General features: G+C 63.8%; 22 protein-coding genes. 9 read left to right on the forward strand and 13 right to left on the reverse strand.

From position 1 onward, the window contains the following. Positions 1-42 precede the first annotated feature (42 nt). The 3 genes from CQ13_RS28910 to CQ13_RS28920 form a co-directional block, all read right to left on the reverse strand. Positions 43-2658, reverse strand: a complete 2616-nt coding sequence (locus CQ13_RS28910; protein ID WP_197427477.1) for a ligase-associated DNA damage response DEXH box helicase — start codon at positions 2656-2658, stop codon at positions 43-45. 115 nt (positions 2659-2773) lie between these two features. Continuing rightward, the gene (locus CQ13_RS28915; protein WP_057846227.1) at positions 2774-4003 is read right to left on the reverse strand and encodes an ABC transporter substrate-binding protein; all 1230 of its coding nucleotides are present in this window, start codon (positions 4001-4003) and stop codon (positions 2774-2776) included. A 107-nt stretch (positions 4004-4110) separates the two neighbouring features. Beyond that, complete coding sequence (locus tag CQ13_RS28920) at positions 4111-5037, reverse strand: class I SAM-dependent DNA methyltransferase (protein WP_057846228.1); 927 nt, start codon at positions 5035-5037, stop codon at positions 4111-4113. Positions 5038-5189: 152 nt separating this feature from the next. Between CQ13_RS28920 and CQ13_RS28925 the strand changes: the two genes are divergently transcribed. The 5 genes from CQ13_RS28925 (at position 5190) to CQ13_RS28945 (ending at position 10575) form a co-directional block, all read left to right on the forward strand. Continuing rightward, positions 5190-6227 carry a ligase-associated DNA damage response exonuclease gene (locus CQ13_RS28925; protein ID WP_057846229.1) on the forward strand — a complete coding sequence of 346 codons (1038 nt, stop codon included), beginning with the start codon at positions 5190-5192 and terminating at the stop codon, positions 6225-6227. Then, the gene (locus tag CQ13_RS28930; RefSeq protein ID WP_057846230.1) at positions 6224-8095 is read left to right on the forward strand and encodes a cisplatin damage response ATP-dependent DNA ligase; all 1872 of its coding nucleotides are present in this window, start codon (positions 6224-6226) and stop codon (positions 8093-8095) included. Before CQ13_RS28925 ends, CQ13_RS28930 begins: the two co-directional genes overlap by 4 nt. A 93-nt stretch (positions 8096-8188) precedes the next feature. After that, entirely contained in the window at positions 8189-8491 is a 303-nt protein-coding gene (locus CQ13_RS28935; RefSeq protein WP_057846243.1) for a DUF6460 domain-containing protein, read from the forward strand. A gap of 24 nt (positions 8492-8515) precedes the next feature. Beyond that, positions 8516-9250: an MBL fold metallo-hydrolase gene (locus tag CQ13_RS28940; protein WP_057846231.1), complete on the forward strand. Its 735-nt coding sequence runs from the start codon at positions 8516-8518 to the stop codon at positions 9248-9250. Positions 9251-9252: 2 nt separating this feature from the next. Continuing rightward, a complete protein-coding gene (locus CQ13_RS28945) occupies positions 9253-10575 on the forward strand; it encodes an MATE family efflux transporter (RefSeq protein WP_057846232.1) in 1323 nt (440 codons plus the stop codon). A 73-nt stretch (positions 10576-10648) separates the two neighbouring features. On the opposite strand, the gene CQ13_RS28950 is transcribed toward CQ13_RS28945, so the two are convergent. Together CQ13_RS28950 and CQ13_RS28955 are read right to left on the reverse strand one after the other, a co-directional pair. After that, positions 10649-11746, reverse strand: a complete 1098-nt coding sequence (locus tag CQ13_RS28950) for a quinone-dependent dihydroorotate dehydrogenase (protein WP_057846233.1) — start codon at positions 11744-11746, stop codon at positions 10649-10651. Beyond that, positions 11743-12087, reverse strand: a complete 345-nt coding sequence (locus CQ13_RS28955) for a DUF952 domain-containing protein (RefSeq protein WP_057846234.1) — start codon at positions 12085-12087, stop codon at positions 11743-11745. The genes CQ13_RS28950 and CQ13_RS28955 overlap by 4 nt, the downstream gene beginning before the upstream one ends. Before the next feature lie 186 nt (positions 12088-12273). On the opposite strand from CQ13_RS28955, the gene CQ13_RS28960 reads away from it, so the two are divergent. Next, positions 12274-12924 carry a S24 family peptidase gene (locus tag CQ13_RS28960; RefSeq protein ID WP_197427476.1) on the forward strand — a complete coding sequence of 217 codons (651 nt, stop codon included), beginning with the start codon at positions 12274-12276 and terminating at the stop codon, positions 12922-12924. Positions 12925-12986: 62 nt separating this feature from the next. Here the strand turns inward: CQ13_RS28960 and CQ13_RS28965 are convergent, their stop codons facing one another. The 6 genes from CQ13_RS28965 to CQ13_RS28990 form a co-directional block, all read right to left on the reverse strand. Beyond that, on the reverse strand, positions 12987-13769 hold the full coding sequence (locus CQ13_RS28965) for a class II aldolase/adducin family protein (protein WP_057846235.1): 783 nt from the start codon (positions 13767-13769) through the stop codon (positions 12987-12989). Between the two features lie 203 nt (positions 13770-13972). Continuing rightward, positions 13973-15616: a lysine--tRNA ligase gene (locus tag CQ13_RS28970; RefSeq protein ID WP_057846236.1), complete on the reverse strand. Its 1644-nt coding sequence runs from the start codon at positions 15614-15616 to the stop codon at positions 13973-13975. 133 nt (positions 15617-15749) lie between these two features. After that, a complete protein-coding gene (locus tag CQ13_RS28975) occupies positions 15750-16667 on the reverse strand; it encodes a transporter substrate-binding domain-containing protein (RefSeq protein WP_057846237.1) in 918 nt (305 codons plus the stop codon). A 90-nt stretch (positions 16668-16757) separates the two neighbouring features. After that, the gene (locus CQ13_RS28980) at positions 16758-17348 is read right to left on the reverse strand and encodes an SCO family protein (RefSeq protein ID WP_057846238.1); all 591 of its coding nucleotides are present in this window, start codon (positions 17346-17348) and stop codon (positions 16758-16760) included. Positions 17349-17371: 23 nt separating this feature from the next. Continuing rightward, positions 17372-17623 carry a hypothetical protein gene (locus tag CQ13_RS28985; protein ID WP_245309397.1) on the reverse strand — a complete coding sequence of 84 codons (252 nt, stop codon included), beginning with the start codon at positions 17621-17623 and terminating at the stop codon, positions 17372-17374. 101 nt (positions 17624-17724) lie between these two features. Beyond that, a complete protein-coding gene (locus tag CQ13_RS28990) occupies positions 17725-18195 on the reverse strand; it encodes a hypothetical protein (RefSeq protein WP_057846239.1) in 471 nt (156 codons plus the stop codon). A gap of 279 nt (positions 18196-18474) precedes the next feature. Between CQ13_RS28990 and CQ13_RS28995 the strand changes: the two genes are divergently transcribed. Both CQ13_RS28995 and CQ13_RS29000 read left to right on the forward strand, forming a co-directional pair. Further along, positions 18475-20133 (forward strand): FAD-binding dehydrogenase, encoded by a 1659-nt coding sequence (locus CQ13_RS28995; RefSeq protein WP_057846246.1) that lies wholly within the window; start codon positions 18475-18477, stop codon positions 20131-20133. Positions 20134-20253: 120 nt separating this feature from the next. Next, positions 20254-20604 carry a RidA family protein gene (locus CQ13_RS29000; RefSeq protein ID WP_028347975.1) on the forward strand — a complete coding sequence of 117 codons (351 nt, stop codon included), beginning with the start codon at positions 20254-20256 and terminating at the stop codon, positions 20602-20604. 70 nt (positions 20605-20674) lie between these two features. On the opposite strand, the gene CQ13_RS29005 is transcribed toward CQ13_RS29000, so the two are convergent. Continuing rightward, a complete protein-coding gene (locus tag CQ13_RS29005; RefSeq protein WP_430649720.1) occupies positions 20675-21826 on the reverse strand; it encodes an alpha/beta fold hydrolase in 1152 nt (383 codons plus the stop codon). Positions 21827-22068: 242 nt separating this feature from the next. Here CQ13_RS29005 and CQ13_RS29010 point away from each other — a divergent pair, with 242 nt between their 5' ends. After that, positions 22069-22434 (forward strand): nuclear transport factor 2 family protein, encoded by a 366-nt coding sequence (locus CQ13_RS29010; RefSeq protein WP_057846248.1) that lies wholly within the window; start codon positions 22069-22071, stop codon positions 22432-22434. Positions 22435-22668: 234 nt separating this feature from the next. On the opposite strand, the gene CQ13_RS29015 is transcribed toward CQ13_RS29010, so the two are convergent. Further along, positions 22669-23676 (reverse strand): IS5 family transposase, encoded by a 1008-nt coding sequence (locus CQ13_RS29015; protein WP_057846240.1) that lies wholly within the window; start codon positions 23674-23676, stop codon positions 22669-22671. Positions 23677-23989: the final 313 nt, after the last annotated feature.

A 23989-nucleotide genomic window follows, 5' to 3' on the forward strand; every position in this document is an offset into this window, starting at 1 on the left:
GTCTCCCGAAGACTGCGCCCCTGCCGTCACGTGCCTTCCCGCTTATCCCATCGCCTCTTTGACGAGTTCGTCGGCGGCCTCCGCCAGCAACTCGTCGCCTGCTTCGCCATAAACTGACTCGCGGCCGATTTCCAGCATCACGGGAACGGCGAGCGGCGAAACGTGTTCGAGTTCCCGATGGCTGATTCGGCCGTGAATACGCGAGAGCATATCACCCAGGCGCTTGAGATCGAGCAGGCCTGTTGCGGCATCGGCGCGCGCGGCGCGCAACAGCACGTGGTCGGCCTGATGCTTGCGCAAGACGTCGTAGATCAGATCGGTCGAGAACAGCACCTGGCGGCGGGATTTTTCCTCGCCGGTAAAGCGCCGCGCGATCAGGCCGGAGATGATGGCGCAGGTGCGGAAGGTACGCTTCATCAATGCGGATTCGGCGAGCCACGCCTCGAGGTCGTCGCCCAGCATGTCCGGATCGAACAACGCGTTGAGATCGAGCTTGCCGTGCCGGATCATGAACGACATATCGCCGAGGCCCCATACGGCAAGTGCATACTCGTTGGCGACGAAGCCGAGCGGCCGCACCCGCGCCCGCTCCATCCGCCGTGTCAAGAGCATGCCGAGCGTCTGGTGCGCCAGCCGGCCCTCAAAGGGATAGCAGACGAGGTAATGCTTGTTGCCGCGGGGAAAGGTTTCGATCAACAGCTCACGCACTGCCGGCACGCGGGAAAAATCCCTCTGCAGCGACAGCCAGTCACGCACCTGATCGGGCAAGGCATTCCACGCGCGCCGGTCGTCGAGCAATTTGCGCACGCGCTCGGCGAGATAGGTCGAAAGCGGAAACTTGCCGCCCATATAGGACGGCACTTTCGCGTCCTTGTCGTTGGCGCGCGAGACATAGACCTGATCTTCGGCCAATGCCTCGTAACGGACAACTTCGCCGCCGAACACGAACGTGTCGCCGATGACGAGGCCTTCGATAAAGGCTTCCTCGATTTCGCCCAGCATCCGCCCGCCGCGGCCGAGCGCACCGGTCGAGCCGGACCCGCCGCTGCGCGAGCGCACCAGGCGAACCTTCAGCATGGTCTCTTCGACGATGGTGCCGACGTTGAGGCGATAGCTCTGCCGCACTTTTGGATTGGCGACGCGCCAGCGACCCTGCTTGTCCTGCTTGATGCGCGCAAAGCGTTCGTAGGTCTTCAGCGCATAGCCGCCGGTGGCGACGAAATCGACGACATCGTCGAAATCGGTTCGCGTCAGCAAGGAATAAGGCGCCGACGTCAGCACTTCCTCATAGAGTTCGTCAGAAAAAAACGGCTCGCCGCAAGCGCAGCCGAGCACGTGCTGCGCCAGCACATCGAGCGCGCCAGTGCGTAACGGTGGCGTATCCTGCGCATTCTCCGCAATGGCATCGATCGCGACGCGGCACTCCAGCACCTCGAAACGGTTGGCCGGGATCAGGACTGCGCGCGATGGTTCATCCAGTCGGTGATTGGCGCGCCCGATCCGCTGCATCAGCCGCGAGGCCCCCTTCGGCGCGCCGACATTGATGACGAGATCGATGTCGCCCCAGTCGATGCCGAGATCGAGCGAGGACGTGCAAACCACGCCGCGCAGCTTTCCCGCCGCCATCGCGTCCTCGACCTTGCGGCGCTGGGCGACGTCGAGCGAGCCGTGATGTAGCGCAATGGCAAGGCCGTCGTCGTTCATGCGCCAGAATTCCTGGAACAGCATTTCAGCCTGGCTGCGGGTGTTGACGAAGATCAGCGTGGTCTTGTTGCGCCGGATCAGATCATACATTTCGCCGAGCGCATGGCGCGCGGTATGGCCGGCCCACGGCAGCCGCTCCTGTGTGTCGAGCATCTCGACGATGGGCGCCGCCGCGCCACCGGCCACGACGATATCGGCTGACACGTCCTTGCCGTCGCGCTGCGGCATCAGAAACCGCGCCAGCGATTCCGGCTCGGCTACCGTCGCGGATAGTCCGATCGCGCGCATCTCCGGCGCCAGGCGCCACAACCGCGCCAGGCCAAGCGACAACAGATCGCCGCGTTTCGAGGTGACCAGAGCGTGGAGCTCGTCGAGCACGATGCGCTTGAGGGAGGAGAACAGAAACGGCGCATCGTCCGACGACAGCAGCAGCGCCAGTTGTTCCGGCGTGGTCAGCAGAACATCCGGCGGATAGCGCCGCTGCCGTTGCCGCCGCGACACCGGCGTATCGCCGGTGCGGGTCTCGACCTTGATCGGCAGCCCCATCTCGGCAATCGGCGTTTCCAGATTGCGCGCGATGTCGACCGCGAGCGCTTTCAGCGGCGAGATGTAGAGGGTGTGGAGACCGCCGGTGCGTTTCACGCTGCGGCCGGTGGAGACGATTTTGCCGCTTGCGATATGTGCCCCCTCCCCCACAAGGGGGGAGGGAGGAGCATGCACCGCCGTTGAGGATGCACTCAACTCCACCAATGTCGGCAGAAAGCCCGCCAGCGTCTTGCCGGCGCCGGTCGGCGCGATCAAGAGCGCCGAACGGTCGTCGCGGGCCTTTGCCAGCAGCGCCAATTGATGCTCGCGCGGCGACCAGCCGCGCGCGTCGAACCAGCGCCGGAAGCGGTCGGGCAGCAGCGCAGCCGTTTCAAGCGGCGCGAGGGGCAAGGGATCGGGCGACGGCACGGCAAAGAGGTAAGCCGTTGGAGCGGGTTCGTCGAGGGCCTCGGAAGTCACCTCGCCCCGCTCTTCGCGGCCCTCTCCCTCTCCCCGCGAAGGGCGGGGAGAGGGAGAGGTAGCCCTACTCCGTCACCGGCTTGTCGGAAATATCCCAGTCCTTGCCGTTGAAGATCGAGATGTAGAGCGTCTTCATCGGCGTGTAGTCCTCCGGCGTGTAGCTGTAGTTCACGCCGTCGAGGAAATAGGGCGAATGGAAGCCCGCCAGCGTCGTCGCCTGCTTGAGCACATTGGCGCGAGTGAGTTCATCGCCGCAACGGCGCAGGATCTCTGCCATCGACGCGACCTGGCCATAGCCGGCAAAGGCGATGGTGTTGTCAGGGTCGACATTGGGCAGATATTTCTTGCGCAACTCCTCGAACGCCATCACGTCGGGATCCTTCTCGAAGCGCGGCACGCCGACTTCCTTGGCGTAGCGGATGGCAACGATGCCGGTGGCATTCTCGAAACCGGCGGCACTGAGAATCGAACGGCCGGTCGATCCCGCCGACAACAGGTGCAGCGGCTTCCAGCCGAGTTCAGCCACTTTGCGGATCGACTGCGACGACGCCTTGCCGGTCGAGATATTGTAGAAGACGTCAGCGCCGGATTTAGAGAGATTGATGATCTGCGAATCGATCGTCGGCTCCGTCAGATCGTAGGTCTGCTCCATTATCACTTTGGCCGTGCCGCCGGCATCCGCCAGCACCTTCTTGAAGGGACCGAGAAAATCGCGGCCGAAATCGTCGTTCTGGTAGAGGATGCCGATTTTTGCGTTCGGCTTCACGCTCACGACATGCCGGGCGAGAATGCGCGCTTCGGTCGGATAGAGCGGCAGGCCCGCCATGGTCCACTTGAAGTTCTTCGGGTCGTTCCATTTCGACGCGCCGGTATTGAGCAGCAATTGCGGCACGCCCTTCGAATTGAGATATTTGTGCACGGCAGTCTGCGGCGCGGTGCCGAGCGAGCCGTACAGCGCCAGCACCTCCTCCTGCTCGACCAGCCGCCGCGTAGCCTCGACGCATTTCGGCGCGCTGTAACCATCGTCCATGGAGAAGAATTTCACCTTGCGTCCGTTGATGCCGCCCTTCTCGTTCAGCATCTCGAAATAGGCTTCGCCGACGCGGCCGAGCACACCGTAGAGCGAGCCGGGACCGGAATGCGGCACGGTCTGCCCGATCTTGATTTCGGTGTCGCTCGCACCCGGATCGTATTTTTTCTCGGCGGCCCAGACGAACGGGGCGGGCAGCGTTGATGCAAAAGCGGCAGCGAGCGCGGTCGCGCCGAATTCACGGCGAGTCTGTTTCTTGTTCATTGTGGTTTCTCCCTTATGGGAGCTTTGATCAGGCATTCCGGTGTCCCTGGCAATAGCTGACATGTCGCACGCAATCCCGCCATTCGCGGTGTGCGTAGCGCCTAGACTCAAGTTTTCGCGGCGACGACGACCAGGCCAGGAACCGGCGCATGATCCTCGTTGCGGGCAGATAATTCTTCGAGGCGGGATAACCGCAGGCCGCACCCCTCGACTGCCGCGCGCACGTAAGCCGCGGCGTGCGCGTAGCGGAGGCCGTGCCCGAGCCTGACCCCCTCACCGTCATGGGTTTCCGTGGTGAAGGCGATGAGACCGCCCGGCACCAACACGCGCGCTGCTTCAGCCAGCACGGGAGCGATGTCGGCGATATAAACCATGGCGTCCGCGGCAAGGATCAGGTCGGCGCTGGCCTCCCTCCTCGCGCGCAGGCCCTGCAGCATGTCCGCGACCTCCAGCTCCGCATAGAGGCCAGTGGCGCGCGCCCGCTCGACCATGCGCGGCGACAGATCGACGCCGATGAAATGATCGACTTCCCTGGCAAACGCCGACGCCGCCAGCCCGGTGCCGCAGCCGAGGTCGATCGCGCGCTTGAAGAATGCCGGCTTGCGCTCGGCTGATCGCACCGCCAGCACCACCTTGAACAGCAGGGCCGGGCCGCGATAGCCGAGATCGTCCACCAGCGAGGATTCAAACCGCGGCGCATACTGGTCGAACAGCGTTTGCACATAGGCTTGCGGCATGGCGGTCAATGGTTCGGCGCCGAGCCGCATCAATCGAAGTCCGGCGCCACGGCGGTCGCCGGGATCGCTGGCCTGGGCCTGGCGAAACGCCGAGATCGCCGCGTCATGCTCACCTAGTTGCTCGCGGATATCGGCGAGCGTGAACCAGGCGGAGGTGAAATTCGGCGCCAGTTCAATCGCCTGCATCAGCAGATCGGCGGCGGCCGCAAGATCGCCCTTCAATTGCAGATCGCGCGCGAATTCGAACCGGCGGTCGGCCATCAGATCGCCGGAAGACAGAAACAGGCGGGCAGGCATGGGTTCCGAAGCTTGTCATTGCCCGGGGCTTGACCCGGCAATCCATCATAAAAAGTAGACTGTTCAAAAGATGGATGCGCGGGTCAAGCCCCCGCATGACAGCTAAACATCACACGGCTGAACATCGCGGGGAGACGCCCTATATAAGCCGGATGCGTCCGCATGACATCCTGTTGCCAGTTGCCGCCGGCCTGTGCTGCAAGCCGGGCGGCTTCCATATCGATCCCGTTCGCCCGGTCGAGCGCGCCGTAATTACCCATGGCCATTCCGACCACGCCCGGCCGGGCCATGGCGCCGTGCTCGCCACGCAGGAAACGCTCGACATGATGCGGCTGCGCTATGGCGACAATTTTGCGGGCAGCACGCAGGCCATTCGCTATGGCGAAGAGGTCAGCCTCGGCAACGTCAAGATCAAGTTTCACCCGGCGGGCCACGTACTGGGCTCGGCGCAGATCGCCGTTTCCTACAAGGACCTCTGCATCGTTGCATCCGGCGACTACAAGGACGCGATCGATCCGACCTGTACGCCATTCGAAGTCGTGCCCTGCGACGTCTTCATCACCGAGGCCACCTTCGGCCTTCCGGTGTTCCGCCATGGCGATGCGGCGGACGAAGTGAAAAAGCTACTCGCGTCCGTGGCGCTGTTTCCGGAACGCGCGCATCTGGTCGGGGCCTATTCACTCGGCAAAGCGCAGCGCGTGATCGCGCTGTTGCGCAAGCAAGGCTATGACGCGCCGGTCTATCTGCATGGCGCGATGGAAGGGATCACGCGCTACTATGAGAGCCGCGGCGTTGCGCTCGGCGAGCTGCGGCTGGTGAAGGGCATGAAGAAGGCCGATCTCGCCGGCACCATCACGCTGGCGCCGCCGACGGCTACCTCTGACATTTGGACGCGGCGATTTCCCGATCCGGTCACGGCGTTTGCCTCGGGCTGGATGCGGGTGCGGGCCCGCGCCCGCCAGCGCGGCGTCGAACTGCCGCTGGTGATTTCCGACCACGCCGACTGGGACGGGCTGACCGCCACCATCGCGGCCACCGGGGCCGGCGAGGTCTGGGTCACGCACGGCCAGGAAGACGCGCTGGTGCATTGGTGCAGGGTGCGCGGGCTTGCCGCGCGGCCGCTCGATCTGGTCGGCTACGGTGACGAGGAGGAACACGAGTTGGTGGCGGCCGACGAGGCCGAGACATGAACCGCTTTGCCGAACTGCTTGACCGACTCGCCTACGAGCCCGGCCGCAACAACAAGCTGCGGCTGATCACCGCCTATTTCCGCGACACGCCCGATCCCGACCGCGGCTACGCGCTGGCGGCGCTGACCGGCGCGCTGTCGTTCAAACATGCGAAGCCGGGGCTTGTTCGCGACCTGATCATGGATCGTACCGATCCGGTGTTGTTCGGACTGTCTTACGATTATGTCGGCGACTTATCCGAGACGGTCGCGCTGATGTGGCCCAAGGGCGGAGAAAACTACCGCGAGTCTTTGCTGGGCCACCCCACTCCCCAGCCCTCCCGCGCAAGGGGGGAGGGAGCGCAGCTGCACGCTGGGCTGCCACCGCGAACAAAATCCAGAGCCACAATCGAGACTCTCGCCGTTCCCTCCCCCCTTGCGGGGGCCGAGGCGAGCGAAGCTCGCTCTCGAGGTCAGGGAGAGGGGTATCCCACGGGTGGTCTCAACGTTGACCCGCGACGCCACAACAACCCGCCTCCCCCCACCCTCTGCGAAGTCATCACGACGCTTCGCACGCTCGGCAAGACCGAACTGCCAAGCCAGCTCGCGCGCTGGCTCGATGAGCTCGACGAGACCGGCCGCTGGGCGCTGCTAAAGCTCGTCACCGGCGCGATGCGGATCGGGATTTCGGCGCGGCTGGCGAAGACGGCCGCAGCGGCTTTGGGCGACAAGGACCCCCACGAGATCGAGCTGATCTGGCCGGGGCTCGCCCCGCCCTATCTCGACCTGTTCGCCTGGCTGGAAGGCCACGGCGAAAAGCCGGTCAACCGCGATCCGGCGCCGTTCCGCCCGGTGATGCTGGCGCACGCGATCGAGGATACAGATTTCGCCAGTCTCGATCCGGCCGATTTCATCGCGGAATGGAAATGGGACGGCATTCGCGTGCAGGCAGTAAGCGGTCGCGATGAGCGCGGGCACACGCAGGCGCGGCTCTACTCGCGAACTGGCGAGGACATCACCAACAGCTTTCCCGACCTCCTGCCGTCGCTGCATCTGCCCGGCGCGATCGACGGCGAACTGCTGGTGCTGCGCGATGGCCGCGTGCAGACCTTCAACGTATTGCAGCAGCGGCTCAATCGAAAAGTCGTCTCGCCGAGATTGACCAAGGATTTTCCGATCCACCTGCGCGCCTACGACCTGCTCGGCGACGATGAGAACGACCTGCGCGAATTACCGTTTGTCGAGCGCCGGGCGCATCTCGAGGCGTTCGTCAGGAAGCTGAACGATCCACGCATCGATTTGTCGCCAACGATCGTCTTCGACAGTTGGGATGCGCTGATCGCCGCGCGTGCCGACCCCGCCAGCGCCGGAGCCGGCGAGGATGCCGATGCCGTCGAGGGCGTGATGCTCAAGCGCCGCGACGCGCCCTATCTGCCGGGCCGGCCCAAGGGCCAGTGGTGGAAATGGAAGCGCGATCCGCACATCATCGACGCCGTGCTGATGTATGCGCAGCGCGGCCACGGCAAGCGCTCGTCCTATTATTCGGATTACACGTTCGGCGTCTGGACCTCGGGGGAAGATGGCGAGCAACTGGTGCCGGTCGGCAAGGCCTATTTCGGGTTCACCGATGAAGAACTGTTGCAGATCGACCGTTTCGTCCGCCGCAACACAACCGAAAAGTTCGGCCCGGTCCGCCATGTCGTGCATGAGCCGGACCAGGGGCTGGTGCTGGAAGTGGCATTCGAGGGGTTGGCGCGCTCGCCGCGGCACAAATCCGGCGTTGCGATGCGGTTTCCGCGCATCAGCCGGCTGCGCTGGGACAAGCCGCCGCGCGAGGCCGACCGGCTGGAAACGCTGGAACGGATGTTGAAGGACGTGACGGCCAATTAACATTCCGCAGGCGCAGGGCCATTGACCGATATGAGCGGGTTCCCCATGTGCTCCGCGGTGCCTATAATGCGGACGACCCGCAAGGAGAAACCGATGCCCAACGACGTCCGAGACCTGCCGGCCAGCCATGACGGCCTGTATCGTTTTCTCGGCGGCTCGCCGCTGTCGGTGGCGTTCCGGCTGATCCTGTTGTCGATCCTGGTCGGCGTGGTGCTCGCCGCCATCGGGTTCGATCCCTGGAATATCCTGCACAGCATCCGCATGCTGTTCCAGCGGCTGTGGGATCTCGGGTTCGACGCCGTCAACTGGCTGTGGCGCTACTTCCTGCTCGGCGCTGTGATAGTGGTCCCGATCTGGCTGCTGTCGCGGCTGTTCGGCGCCCCGCGCGGGCGATAGTTACTCGTTGGGCGGTGGCGGCCGATGCAATTGCGATTTGTCGGCTGCGGCGATGCGCTCGGCTCCGGTGGCAGGTACAACACCTGCTTTCACGTCACGGGTAGCCGCGTCAATTTCCTGATCGATTGCGGCGCGTCGTCGCTGCCGGCGCTGAAGCGGCTCGGCATTGCGCGCGACGAGATCGATCTGATCCTGATCACGCATTTCCACGGCGACCATTTTGGCGGCCTGCCGTTCCTGCTGCTGGATGCGCAGTTCACACGACGTTCGCGCCCGCTCGTCATTGCCGGCCCGCAAGGGACCGAGACAAAACTCGCTAGCCTGATGGAAGCGCTGTTCGAGCATTCATCGAAGACAAGACAGCGTTTTGATCTCTCGGTTGTCGCGCTTGAACCGGAGCAAAGCCGCACGTTCGGCGACGTCAAAGTCACGCCCTATCCCGTCGTTCATGGCGAATCCGGTGGGCCATTCCTGGCGTATCGCGTCGAGGCGGAGGGCCGCGTCATCGCCTACAGCGCCGACACCGAGTGGACGGAGACGCTGATCCCGGCGGGGCGCGACGCCGACCTGTTCGTCGCCGAGGCATATTACTTTGACAAGATCGTCAAGAACCATCTGAGCCTGAAAACGCTCGCAGCGCATCTGCCCGAGATCAACCCGAAACGGCTGGTGCTCACGCATATGAGCGACGACATGCTCGGGCGGCTGGGCGAACTGCCCTATACCGCTGCCCATGACGGCATGGTCGTCGAGCTCTAGGTATGCATTCGCCCCTAGCTCCGTCGAAAGTCACCACGGCACAGGTGCTTGCGATCGCGGGTCCCGCGATGGTCGCAAACCTGACCACGCCGCTGATCGGTATCGTCTCGACCACGGCGATCGGGCGGCTCGGCGACGCCACGCTGCTCGGCGGCGTGGCCTTGGCCTCGGTACTGTTCGACTGCATGTTCTGGCTGTTCGGGTTCCTGCGCATGAGCACAGTCGCCTTTACGGCGCAATCGCTCGGCGCCGGCGAGACGACGGAGCTACGCGCCATCCTGGCACGCGGGCTGATCGTGGCGGCACTGGTCGGCGCGGCGCTGATCGCTCTGCAGATCCCGCTCGCCACCGTTCTGCTCAACACCATGGGCGGCAGTGAGAGCGTCACGCTCGCAGCGAAAACCTACTTCGTCATCCGGATCTGGTCGGCGCCGCTGGCGCTCGGCAATTATGTGGTGCTGGGATGGCTGGTCGGGCAGGCCCGGGCCAAGCTGGCGCTCGGCACGCAGATCACGATCAATCTCATCAACGTGGCGGCGACCGTCGTGCTGGTGCTGGCGCTCGACTTCGGAATTGCCGGTGCTGCAATCGCCGCGCTGATCGCGGAAGCCGCAGGCCTGATGCTCGGATTGCAGATCGCCCGCCGGCTTTCGAAAGGGCAATTCGGGGTTTCCCGCGCGATGCTGTTCGATCCGGCCAAGCTGATGCGCATGCTCTCGGTCAACCGCGACATCATGATCCGCACCGCGTCGCTGATCGCGGCGTTTTTGTTCTTCACCGCACAGGGGGCGCGCGCCGGCGACCTGACGCTCGCCGCCAATGCCGTGCTGAACAATTTTCTGCTGTTCGGCGCCTTTTTCCTCGATGGCCTCGCCAACGCCGCCGAGCAGCTCTGCGGCCGGGCCTATGGCGCCCGCAACAAGGCGGCCTTCGCAGGCGCCGTCAAGCTCGTCGTCATGTGGGGCTTTGGCTTCGCGCTCGCGGTCGCCGCCTTCTTCCTGCTGTTCGGGCCCGCGTTTGTCGACATGATGACGGCAAGCGTGGAGGTGCGGCGCATCGCGCGCGACTATTTGCCGTTCGTGATTTTTGCGCCGTTGCTCGGCGTGTTCGCCTTTGCCTTTGACGGGATCTACATCGGGGCCACCTGGGCGCGCGACATGCGCAATCTGATGGTGGCTTCGCTGGTGATCTTCCTCACCGCGTGGTTTGCGCTGCGCTCGTTTGGCAATGCCGGACTGTGGGGCGCGCTACTGGTTCATTACGCCGCGCGCGGTGGGTTAGAGGCGCTGCGGTATCCGGCGCTGTTGAGGAAGTCGTTTGGATGAGAAGCGCGACCTCGCCCGGCGCTTGCGGGGAGAAGGTCGGGCTGAGGGCCAGGGAGGCGCTTGCGCGAAGAGCCTACCTCACCGGCCAGTCCTCGGCGGTAATCGTCGCTGCATCCGCGCCCACGATCTCCGACAGCGAATCACGCCCCGTGCGCAGCAAGGTCGAGGCGAGATCGTTTTTGATGTCGTCGACGAGACCAAGTCCCTTGTAGACCAGCGACGAATAGATCTGGATCAGGCTGGCGCCGGCGCGGATTTTGGTCAGCGCCGCGCCGCCGGAGTCGATGCCGCCGACGCCGATCAACGGAAACGCGCCCTCGGTGCGGACATAGGTCTCCGCCACCATGCGGGTCGATAGTCGAAACAGCGGCCGTCCGGACAGTCCGCCCTGCTCTTTCGCACGGGCCTGTTCGCGCAGTATCGAAGGGCGCGCCAGCGTGGTGTTGGCGACGATCATGCCGTCGACGCGGCGCGAGCGCGCGATGTGCACGACGTCGTCGAGTTCGGCGAGGCTGAGATCGGGCGCGATCTTCAGCAGCACCGGCGAATCCCCGGCATTCTTCCGCACCCGTTCGCGCGCATCGATCACCTTGGCGAGCAGTTCGTCGAGCGCTGCCGCTTGCTGCAAATTGCGCAGGCCCGGCGTGTTCGGCGAGGAGACGTTGACGGTGAAATAGCTCGCGACCGGAGCAAAGGTCTCGATCAGCTTGACATAATCGGCCACACGGTCGGAGGAATCCTTGTTCGCCCCGACATTGACGCCGATAATGCCGCCATGGTGGGCGCGCGCCGCCAGCCGGCGCAATGCGGCTTCGGCGCCGTCATTGTTGAAGCCCATGCGGTTGATCACGGCTTCATCCCGCTCGAGCCGAAACAGCCGCGGCCGCGGATTGCCGCCCTGCGGCTTCGGGGTCACCGTGCCGATCTCGACAAAGCCGAAGCCGAGCCGCAACAGCGCGTCGGGCACTTCCGCGCTCTTGTCGAAGCCCGCGGCCATGCCGATCGGATTGGGAAAATTCAAGCCGAAGGCGCGTACCGCCAGTTTGTGGTCGTCGGCGCGCGGCCTGACCGACGGCAGTAGCCGCAGGCCCTGGATCGCCATGCGATGCGCGTCCTCCGGATCGAACCAGCGCAACAGCGGCAGCGAGAAGGCGTCGAAAGCGCGGATCACGGGAGTAGCTCCGGAATGTCGTGCGTGCCATCGGATCGCGCGCGCATGTTGAGAATGCCGGTCACCGCGCCGAGATCGAGTTCGCCGTAGAGATGCGGAAACAGCTCGTCGTTGCGCGAACGCTCCCAGCGCAACGCATCCCCCAGCGCGTCGGCGTCGACCGCGACCAGGAACAGTGCGGTCTGGCCGAAATAATGCTTGCGCGCGGTCTCGGCGACCTGGGACGCGGTCGAAAAATGAATGAAGCCGTCGCGCAGATCGTCGCTACTTCCCCGGTAGACGCCCTGCCGTTCGGCCTCGCGCCAAGCCGAGGCGGGAGTGATTTTATAGATCGTGGGCACGGCTTTCCGGACTTCCTGCTTGTCGTTGAGTCTCTTGGGATTTTCCCGGAAATGGCCGGGTTGGCGGCCGACCGTAAAGGCGGCTCGCGCCTAACTCAAGCGCTGCGGTTACAGACTTCGGCTGGAAGAATTTGCGCGAGCCGGCCAAATGAGGCAATAATTCCTAGATCGCTTCAGGGATTTTCGATGGCCAGACAGGCCAAGGCGCAACGCATTCTGACCCACAGCCAGATCTGGACCGCGCTCGACCGGCTGGCGGAACGTGCCGGCATGTCACCCTCGGGTCTTGCCAAGCGCGCCGGCCTCGATCCCACCACGTTCAACAAATCCAAACGCATCGCCGCCGATGGCCGCGAACGCTGGCCGTCAATGGAATCAGTTTCCAAAGCGCTGGCCGCGACCAATTCGTCGGTCGAGACCTTCGTGCAATTGATCGGCGATGGCACGCGCAGCCAACAGTCGGTGCCGCTGCTCGCCCTGGCGCAGGCCGGCGGCGGTCATTTCGACGATTCCGGCTTTCCCGCCGGCAAGGGCTGGGGCGAGGTGGCGCTGCCGTCGACGAGCGACGAGCATGCCTACGCGCTGGAAATCTCGGGCGACGCGATGAGGCCGACCTATCGCGACGGTGACATCATCGTGGTGTCGCCGGGCACGCCGATCCGGCGCGGCGATCGCGTGGTGCTCAAGACGTCAGACGGCGAACTGATGGTCAAGGAATTGAAGCGCCGGACCACCAAGACCCTGGAACTGCAGTCGCTCAATCCAGCGCATGCCGATCGCACGCTTGAGGCCGACGACGTCGCCTGGATCGCCAGGATCGTGTGGGCGAGCCAGTAGGGCGGTGTCATCCCTGCGAACGCATACGAACGCAGGGACGACGGAGAGCCGGGGCGCGTAACTTACGTCGCGTAATCAGGCTCTTTGCGGTCCAGCATCCGCTTCAAGGCATCGAAATGCCGCTGGGCGGGAGTCGGTCCCTTGTAGAGATGATCGTCCTTGTAGTCGCGCTTGGTCTTTTCCACCACAGGCGCAGGGAGCTGTTTCAGCTTCTGCCCGGTCCACATCGCATAGATCTGCACCTGGGCGGCGCGCTCGACGTAATACAGCATGTCGTATGCTTCGGCGACGGTCGCGCCGACGGTGGAGATGCCGTGATTGGCCATGAATAGCACGGTCTTGTCACCGATAACTTTAGCGAGCCGCGCGCCTTCGGCCGGATCGAGCGCCGGGCCGGTATATTCGTCGTCATAGGCGATGGCGCCCGACAGTCCGACCTCGGTCTGGCCGATTTCCTTGATGCGGGGGTCTTCCAGCCGCGTCAGGGCGCTGGCGTGCGGCATGTGGGTGTGAAACACCGCTTTCGCCTGCGGCAGCGCCTTGTGGATCGGCGCGTGGATGCAATAGCAGGACCGCTCCACCTCGCCTTCGCCGCTTTTGACCTCGCCGTCGTCGATGCCGACTTCCATGAAGCAGGAGGCCGTGACTTCGGACCAGTGCGTGCCGAACGGGATCTGGTAGTAGCGGTCGCTCTTACCCGGCACCACGAATGTCAGATGGTTGAAGATGCCTTCGGAAAATCCCTGGATGAAGGCCAGCCGGTGCGCGGCCGCGAGATCGACCCGCGCCTGCCATTCCTCGGCGCTGTACTCGCTGAGCGACTTCGGCGAAACCTGGAACTGCATGAGCTTTCTCCCTAATGCGCTTATTTGCTGGCCCCTCGGTGGAGCTTTGACGGCTGTTATGCGCAGTAGTGTAGCGCAATCCGGCGCCGCCATGGCTGAAATTGCGGCGGACCTGCCATCCCGGTTTGCGGGTCCGAGCCGCAGCCAGGCCCTCCGGTGCCGTCCCGGCCTTGAGCCTGCGTTCGCAGGGACGACCGAGACAGCTACGCACTCCTTGCGAGCGCGCCGTCGATCATCGCCACCGCATTCCCAGCGCCGTACACCGCGACGAACGAGCCGAAGCGCGGGCCCTTCTCCTGGCCGAGCAGCACCTGGTAGAGCATGTTGAACCAGTCGAGGGAGACACCGGGCCGGCCGTCCTTGCCCTTCTTGACAGGATCGAGGAACGGCTCGCGGCGGCCGATCTCATAGACCACGTTCTGGATGTCTTCGGCGCTCGATCCCGCCGGCATGTTCGACAGCGCGTCGCGCAGATCCTGCAGCGCGGCGCGCTCGCTGTCGGTCGGCTCGCGGAACTTCTTGGTCGGCGCCACGAAGTCGCGATAGTAGTTGATGGCGTAGCCGACCATCGCGTCCAGCTTCGGGTGCGTTTGCGGCGTGACGCCCGGACGATAGCGGCCGATAAAGCCCCATAGCGTTTCGGCGTTCTCCGCATTTGACGACGACACCAAGGTCAGCAGGAGCTGGAAGGTGACGGGCATGTCCGCCTTCGGCGGCTTGCCGGAATGGATGTGCCAGACCGGATTGGCGAGCTGCTGCTTGGCATCCTGCCGCGTGAAGCCGTCGAGGAACTGCTGATAGTCGTCGACATTGCGCGGGATGACGTCGAAATAGAGCCGCTTCGCCGCCTTCGGTTCGCGATACATGAACAGCGACAGCGATTCCGGCGAGGCGTAACGCAGCCATTCGTCGATGGTGAGCCCGTTGCCCTTCGACTTCGAAATCTTCTGGCCCTTTTCGTCGAGGAACAGCTCGTAGTTGAAGCCCTCCGGCGGCGTGCCGCCGAGCGCCGAGCAGATCTTGCCCGACAACTTCACGGAGTCGATCAGGTCCTTGCCGGCCATTTCGTAGTCGACGCCAAGCGCAAACCAGCGCATCGCCCAGTCAGGCTTCCATTGCAGCTTGCAATGCCCGCCGGTGACGGGGACCGTGACGCGCTCCTTGGTCGCGGGATCGTCATAGGAGACGGTGCCGGCCTTCACATCGTGCTCGATGATCGGGACATACAACACCATCCCGGTGCGCGGGCAGATCGGCAGGAACGGCGAATAAGTCGCCGCGCGTTCCTCGCGCAAGCTGGGCAGCATGATCTTCATGACGGCGTCGAGCCGTTCCAGCATGCGCAGCAGCGCGGCGTCGAACCTGCCCGACGTGTAGTAGTCGGTCGACGAGGCGAATTCATAGTCGAAGCCGAAGGTATCGAGGAACGCGCGCAGCCGCGCATTGTTGTGCGCGCCGAACGACGGGTACTCGTTGGAGAACGGATCTGGTATCCGCGACAACGGCTTGCCGAGATGTGACGCCAGCATCTCCTTGTTCGGCACATTGTCCGGCACCTTGCGCAGGCCGTCCATGTCGTCGGAGAATGCGAGCAGCCGGGTCTTGATCTTGTCCTCGGTCAGCACGCGAAAGGCGTGGCGGACCATAGTGGTGCGCGCGACCTCGCCGAAGGTGCCGATATGGGGCAGGCCCGAGGGACCGTAGCCGGTCTCGAACAGCACCTCGTCCTTCGGATTTTTCTTCAGCCGCGCGACAATGGTCTTGGCCTGCTCGAACGGCCAGGCGTTGGATTGTTCGGCGAGCGCACGCAAATCGCTCGGGCTAAAGGCATGGTCGATGACGGACATCAGAATGGCTCTCTCCGGGGGCCGGGAAACGGCTGGTTATAGCCGTCATTGCGAGCGAAGCGAAGCAATCCATAACGGCTTGCTGAGACATGGATTGCTTCGTCGCTTCGCTCCTCGCAATGACGGGAAGCGGTCAAAACGGACTGATCGAAAAATACCGCAGCCACAGATCGGTGAAGCGGCCTTTTTCCCAGATTCGGAACAGCGCCCAGTTCAGCGACGTCCGCAGCAGATCATTGCCCTTGCGCACCGCGATCCCGATGCCTTCGCCGAAATAGCGGCTCTCGACGAAGGGCCCGCCGGAAAAGGCGCAGCATTCCGCGGAATCGGTGCCGTTAATCCAGAACGCCAGCGAGATCGCATCGCCGAAGATGAAGTCGACCTCGCTCCGCCTGAGCGCCAGCCGCAGCGCGTCGTCGTTGGGATAGGATTTGATCTCGGCGTCGGTGAACATCGCCTTCAGATAGGCCTCGTGCGAAGTGCCGGCGATGACGCCGACCTTCTTGCCTTCGAGATATTCCGGGCGGATCTCCGGCATCACGGCGTCGCGCCGCGACACGAAGCGCGCCGGCGCGCGGTAATAGGGATCGGTGAAGTCGAGCCGGGCGCGCAGGGCCGGCGTCACAGCCATGGAAGCGATAATGGCGTCGCCGCGATTGCTAGTGATGGCGTCGACCAACGTCTCGAACCGGCGCATCTGGATGGTGCAGGAAATCTTGATCTCGTCGCACAGCGCGCGCGCTAGATCGACGTTGAAGCCGGCGGGATTGCCGTCGGGACCGGTAAAGTTGAACGGCGGGTAATCGGTCTCGGTCAGGAACCGGATCACCGTGAGGCGCGACATGTCGGGCCGGTCCGGGCGCCGCCGCGGGTCCCAGAAGCCGGGCACCGCCTGCGGGGCCGCCTCGACCGCGGTGCGGGGTTGGGTTTGCGCCTGCGCCGCATTACCGCCGACAGCCGTCAACGCGCACGCGATCGACAGCCCGACCAGCCACGTGCTGATGGTTCGATGCAGTCCTGCATTGGTTAACTGGACGTTAAGATATGACATCTTCGGCAATGGCTTTGCGGAATTTCACGGCCTTATAGACCATCCGGCCCGCGATGCGAGGCCGTTTTCGCTCCTCGGCCAGCTTGCCGCTCAGAGATACCGTTTCAAATCCTTCGCGGCTTCCTCGGGCGTCCGTTTCAGGTTGAAGGGCGCTACGAAATTGCCATCGCGATCCATCAGATAGACCAGCGCGGTGTGATCCATGGTGTAATCGCCGTCCTTGAGCGGGACTTTTTTTGCATAGACCCGGTAGGCCGAGAGCACCTTTGCGATCGCCTCCGGATTGCCGGTCAGCCCCTTCAAATGCGGGTCGAAGCTGGAGAGATAGTCCTTCATCGCGGCCGTCGTGTCGCGCTCGGGATCGACGGAGACGAACCAGGCGTTGACGCGATCGGCATCGCTGCCCATTGCCTTCAGCACTTCCGATATCTCGAACAGCGCGGTCGGACAGACATCTGGGCAATGGGTGAAGCCGAAGAAGATCAGTGTCGGCTTGCCCTTTAAATTCTGCTCGGTGACGGTCTGGCCGGCCTGGTCGGTCAGTTGAAACGGTCCGCCGATCGCGGCCGGCGCCGTGACGGTTCGCAAGCCGCCCATTGCCCACAGCATGATCGTCAGCCCGACCGCGAGGCTCGCGGCGAAGGCAGCGATAATCACCAGCGGGCGAATGGTCCGGTCCATGTCAGGAATTCCTTATTGCCCGGTCAGAAGCAGGCCGAGATGCCGGCGGCGATCATTTCGAAAAACACCGTGGTGCCGTAATGGAACCACAATGCAGCCGCGCCGAGCACGGCCACCGCACCGAGGCCGGCAGCGCTCCAGACGATGACGGACGCGACCCTGCCCTGACGCGGGGCTGCCGCCATCATTCGGACTTGCGTGGAAATCGGCTGAACCATGGGGTTCAGATAGGGCCAGTTCCCGATGCAGGCAAGCGGAATGGCCGCGCCCGACATCACGTCACGCGGAGGGCAAGTCGGGCGAGAGGTACACAAAAAAGCAAATGGCCGGAACAAGTCCGGCCACCGCGTTACTTTTGGCGAAACGCCCGCTCGGTTCAGCGCGAAGCGGGCTTGTTCGAGGACGCCTGGGCGTCGAGATAGCAGGGCCTGTACATCGCCTGAAGCTGCTTGCCACGCAGGAAGAGCATGCGCTGGGTCAGGCCGCCACGCGCCGCGATCCACCTCCGTACCGGCGGCGGATACATCGAATACAGCATCTGGGTTGCTTCAGGGTTGGTGATGGCACGGCCGTTGGCGCCGAAATCCCAGGCGGCATGGAAGCCGAGATTGGCGTGCGAGGTAACGCAGATCCGATCATGGGGAACCGCGCCGAGCACGATGGTGCAGGCCGAGGCGCACAGGCCGTCAATGATCACGGTTTCGCCCGAGGTGCGCAGGCCCTGGTATTTGTCGACATAGGTGCCGATCCGGCCGCCGCGATCGTCGGCTATCCGCACCACTGCCTGGCTCGCCCCCACTCCTGCCAGCAGCAGTACCGCGGCAAGCAACCCCGTCACCAGCTTCATATCCCGCCCCAGGTCCAAAAATGTCGAAACCGAATCTGATCGTCTTCGTGATGCAAGGCGTAGCGTCGTTTGAGATCGTGATTTTGTCTAGGCAGCCACAGCTAGTCAAAACAAATTCAAATTAAGTGTTGCTTGGCCGCTGCACCCGCCGCGCGCAAAGGTCCCAAACTGGAACAAACGACTCTTGCCGAGGTGGCGATGCGTTACAGCAGAGTCCGATTGCCGTTGACCGCGCGCGAGGACGCGGGCTTGAATCAAAACGGCACGGGGGAGGAAACGATGGCTGACGATGCAGACGTAATTGTGGTCGGCGGTGGCTTGGCGGGGCTGGTCGCGGCGACGGAGATCGCTGATGCCGGCAAGCGCGTCATTGTCGTCGACCAGGAAGGCGAACAAAGCCTTGGCGGACAAGCCTTTTGGTCGTTCGGTGGATTGTTTCTGGTCGACTCTCCCGAACAGCGCCGGCTCGGCATTAAGGATTCGTTTGATCTCGCATTGCAGGATTGGATGGGCACCGCGGGCTTCGACCGCGACGACGACCATTGGCCGAAGCGATGGGCGGAAGCCTATGTCGCGTTCGCGGCCGGCGAGAAGCGGGACTGGCTGCGTGCGATGGGCCACCGTATTTTTCCGGTGGTCGGCTGGGCCGAGCGCGGCGGCTATGACGCGATGGGCCACGGCAATTCGGTGCCGCGCTTTCACGTCACCTGGGGCACTGGCCCCGGTATCGTCGAGCCGTTCGAACGCCGCGCGCGCGAAGCGCAAAAAAATGGCCGGTTAACGTTCAAGTTCCGCCACCGCGTCGACACACTCATGATGACGAACGGCGCGGTCGAGGGAGTCGGCGGCTCGGTGCTCGAGCCCGATAGCGTCGAGCGCGGCAAGAGTTCCTCGCGCCAGGTCGTCGGCGATTTCACGCTGCGTGCGCAGGCCGTGATCGTCGCTTCCGGCGGCATTGGCGGCAATCACGACATGGTCCGGCAGAACTGGCCGAAGCGGCTGGGCGCGCCGCCGAAGTTCATGATCTCCGGCGTGCCCGAACATGTCGACGGCCGCATGATCGGCATCACCGAGGCCGCTGGCGCGCGGCTGATCAACCGCGACCGGATGTGGCACTATGTCGAGGGCATCCGGAACTGGAACCCGATCTGGCCGCGCCACGGCATCCGTATCCTGCCCGGCCCTTCCTCGATGTGGTTCGACGCCGCGGGCAAGCGTCTGCCCGCGCCGCTCTTCCCCGGCTCCGACACGCTCGGCCAGCTGCAATACATCATGTCGACCGGCTACGATTACTCCTGGTTCATCCTGACCCAGAGCATCATCAAAAAGGAGTTCGCGCTCTCCGGCTCCGAGCAGAATCCCGACCTCACGGGCAAGAGCTGGCGCATGACGATCAAGCGCGCCACCAACAAGGGGGCGCCGGCGCCGGTGGAAGCGTTCAAGCAGAACGGCGCCGATTTCATCGTGCGCGACAATCTCGGCGACCTCGTCAGCGCGATGAACGCCCTCGCCGGCAGCGACCTGCTCAAGCACGATCACATCAAGGCGCAGATCGAGGCGCGCGACCGCGAGATCACCAACCCCTACGTCAAGGACGCGCAGGTGATGAACCTGCACAATGCGCGCCGCTACATCGGCGACAAATTGATCCGCACCGCAAAGCCGCATCGGATTCTCGACCCCGAGCACGGCCCGCTGATCGCGGTCAAGCTCCACATATTGACGCGCAAGACGCTGGGCGGTTTCGAAACCGATCTTGACTCGCGCGTGTTCGGCACCAACGGCGAGATCATCAGGGGCCTGTACGCCGCCGGCGAAGCCGCCGGATTCGGTGGCGGCGGCATGCATGGCTACCGCTCGCTGGAAGGCACCTTCCTCGGCGGCTGTCTGTTCTCGGGGAGGAATGCGGGACGCGCGGCGGCAAAGGCGGCTTCCTGATTTCTCGCCGCGATGGCCGGGCTTGTCCCGGCATGGCGGCTCCAAGCTCAATGCAAATAACGCAGTGGCGCACAGGACACGAGCGCGCTAAGTAACCGCCGCCCCTATCAGGAGAACAATATGACTATCCAGCGCTTCGAAACCGGACCTCGCATGAGCCAGGCCGTCGTCCACGGCAACACCGTTTATCTCGCCGGCGTCGTTGCCGGCAAGGCCGCCGGCAAAAGCGTGACCGAGCAGACTCAGGACATTCTCTCGATCATCGACGGCCATCTCGCCAAGGCCGGCACCGACAAGTCGAAGCTCTTGTCGGCCACGATCTACATCACCGACATGAAGACCTTTCCCGAGATGAACGCCGTGTGGGACGGCTGGGTCTCGGCCGGCAACACGCCGGCGCGTGCCACCGTCGAGGCCAAGCTCGCCGCCCCGCAGTACAACGTCGAGATCATGGTCGTCGCGGCGAAGTAATGTCAGCCAGCCGCTAACCGTCTTGCTGCCCCGGATTGCAGGCGCAATCCGGGGCATTTTCATCTGCCTCTCACGCGCTGATCCGTGTGCCCGTGACATCGCCGATATCAGCCTGAAGCCACCGCGCGATCCGGCGCCAGGAATGGCGCAAGGCCCTGCGTCCCATGAAAAGGCCGAGGTGACCGCATGGCTCGGAGGCCCGTTCCAGCCATGCAGGCGGCGTGCCCAAAAGCCGCGCGGTTGCGAACGCCTGATCGGGCGGGACGACGATGTCGTTCTCCCCCGCCAGCAGGAAGACCGGCACGCGCACCTCGGCAGGATCGATCCTGCGGCCGAGCGCGACGAAACGCCCCTCAGCGATCTGGTTCTCGCGGAAAACCCGGCCGGTCACCTCGAGATAATAGGCTCCCGGCAGATCCAGCGTCTCGCGGTCCCAGCGCTTGAAGCGGTCCAGCAGCATGCGGGCCTCGTCCGATCCATCGCGAAGATTCCTTTGCAGCACGGCTTCGACGTCATGCTGGCTGAACGGCGGGTTCCAGAACTGCAGCATGTGCTCGCCGCTCACGATTCCCTCGCCCTGCTGCACCATCTGCTCGAAAGCCGCCTGCGGAAGTGCGGCGACCATCTTCGAGAGTTCGGACGGCGTGGAAACATCGACCGGCGCACCGGCGAGCACTAGCCGTCGCACCTTGCCGGGAAAGCGAACTGCATAGACCAGCGACAGCCATCCGCCCTGGCACAGGCCGACAAGATCGACCGGCGCGCCGATCTCGTCGATCGCCACATTGAGTTCGGCCAGATAATTATCGATCGACAGATGGCGCATTTCCAACGTGGCCGAGCGCCAGTCCGTGATATAGATGCGGTTCATGCCGTCGCGTTGCAGCGCCCCTACCAGACTGTGGCCCGGCGCGAAGTCCGTGACCAGTGCGCCGTGCAGCGCATAAGGCGCGCAAACCAGCACCGGCTGCCCCGCATTGCCTCGCGAAAACGCCCGCAGCCGCATCGAGGGAAGTTGCAGCGCCACAACGTTTGGCGTGGTCCAGGCGAGCGGCATCTGCTCCGGCGCGTGGGAAGGCGCAGGCTTGGGATCAGCGAACCATTGCGCGTAGCTGTCGAGCGCCAACCGCGTGGCCTCCAGCGGCCATAGCCACACCTGCTGCGCCCAATCGGCGCCCGCATGCTGCTCCGGCGTCTCCGGCTTCTTGGGTTTCTCTGCCACGCCCGTTCCCCGATTGATCGTCCCACCATGGTGAGGACGGCAAGAGCTGAGGTCGCATGCTTTTACGCCAGATCCAGCGCAGGCCCTAGCCCGATCGATCGTCGGAAATAGGTCAGCACCGCATCCGCAAGGCGCATGATTGCCAAAATCGAAATCCTTGACCTCTGAGGTAATCGATTGGCGCGTCGGATTTTTCGATAGTCGGTCAGCCGGCCTATTCGGCCGGAACGAAGGAGAGCATGATGACCGACATCAACAAAATCGCCCGCAGCTACATCGATCTGTGGAACGAGCGGACGCCAAGCCGCCGCCGCGAAATTCTCAGCCAGAACTGGACCAGCGACGCCCGGTATATCGACCCGCTGATGTCGGGCGATGGGCATGACGGCGTGGACGCGCTGATCGCGGGCGTGCAGCAAAAATTTCCGGATTTCAGGTTCAGGCTGATCGGCGAGCCCAGTGGCTTTGGCGACCACGTCCGCTTCTCCTGGGGCCTCGGCCCCGACGGTGGCGACAGCCCGATCAAGGGCACGGATTTCGCAGTCCTCAGCGACGGCCGCATCCGCAGCATCACCGGCTTCCTCGACCAGGTGCCGGCGGGGGCGTAGCCGACCGACCGTCATCTCACACAGCCCGCCACTTACGAAGCTGTCATCCCCGCGAAGGCGGGGATCCAGTACGCCGCGGCTTATCGGTTCAATCACTGCTGTCTCTGGAATACTGGGTCACCCGCCTTCGCGAGGGCTTTGCGGAAGTCGGTCATTTTGTTCTGGCTTCGGAATGGCGAGCCAGAGCAAGGATTCTGGTTATTTCCCCGAAGGGATTGGGGGACGTGGGCCGGTTCAGATGGCCTGGGATGTCATTCTTGCCCATCGTTGGAGGTTGATTGCCACGGCAGCGAGCTGGAATGCGGTGGCGTTACGGAGGAGGCCCCGATATCGGGCACGCGTAAAACCGTAGACACGCTTGATCAGGGCAAAGAGCGGCTCCACCGGAGCGCGACGATGCCTGAGGACCGCATTCCGACGCACGGCCCATGCTCCCAAACGATGCCAGCGGCCGTTCCTGCGCATGATGCCATCACGGATACCCATCGCCTTCAGTCGCGCTCGGCGAACCTGGCTGTCGTAAGCTTTATCGGCATAAACCGTGTCCTCGTCTCCGCAGATCAGGGCATCGGCTACCACGGTGTCGTTGACGTTGGCGGGCGTGAAGTCGAGGCGGCGAATGATGCGGCTGTCCTGGTCCATCGCCACATGCATCTTGTAGCCGAAGAAGTACTTGTTCTCTTTCCGCGTCCAAGTGGCGTCAGGGTCGTGCGGGCTTTTGACCAGTTTGCTGGCGGGCCGTCCGTCAGTATCCGGTGGCAATGCGCCATCCGGTGGTTCCGGCGGGTTGACGGCCGAGCGCACCAGCGAGGCATCGATCAGCGTGCCACGCTTCAAAACGAAGCCGGACTTCTCGATCTGCGCTGTGATCAGGCCAAAGGCGCGTTCAGCCAGACCGCTCTTGGCCAGTTGCTCCCGGAAGCGCCAGAGCGTGGAATGATCCGGCACCGGCTCGCTCAGCGACAGCCCCAGAAATCGCCGGAACGACAGCCGGTCCAGCAACGCCTCCTCAAGCCCGGGATCGGACAGCCCATACCATTGCTGCAGCAGCAATGCCTTGAACAGCGCAAGCGCTGGATAGCCTGGTGCCCCCATCGATCCGCTGCGCAAGCCACTCAGCAAGGCCTCGACCGCTGGCCAGTCCACCAATTCCGCCATCCGCTGCAACGCTGCGTTGGCCCGCGCGGCTTCGTTCACCAGACCGTCCGTAAAGCTCAACTGCCCGATCTGCCGCTCCGCCATTAGCCTCTCCCGCGAATCTCTCCCCTAAAGAGAATCATTCGCGCACGACTTATGCAAAGCCCTCGCCTTCGCGGGTGACGACAGTTGAATATGCGTTCGCGATCTCGCGACATTAGCTGCCCGAGGTTGGCCTAAGAATCTCCCGCCCCCTGGAAATACAGAGGGCGCAGGGAAGACCGGGTGCTGGCTGCACCCGCGGTCTCGTGTGCAAAGTGCGCATAAGGAAACGCACACGAGCATACAGGTACAGCGGGAGCGTCCCGGCCTTCCCTGCGCAATGGCTTTACGGCTTACTTCGTGCTCTTGTGTCCGC

The organism is Bradyrhizobium retamae, from assembly GCF_001440415.1.
In the GTDB taxonomy this organism is placed as follows: domain Bacteria; phylum Pseudomonadota; class Alphaproteobacteria; order Rhizobiales; family Xanthobacteraceae; genus Bradyrhizobium; species Bradyrhizobium retamae.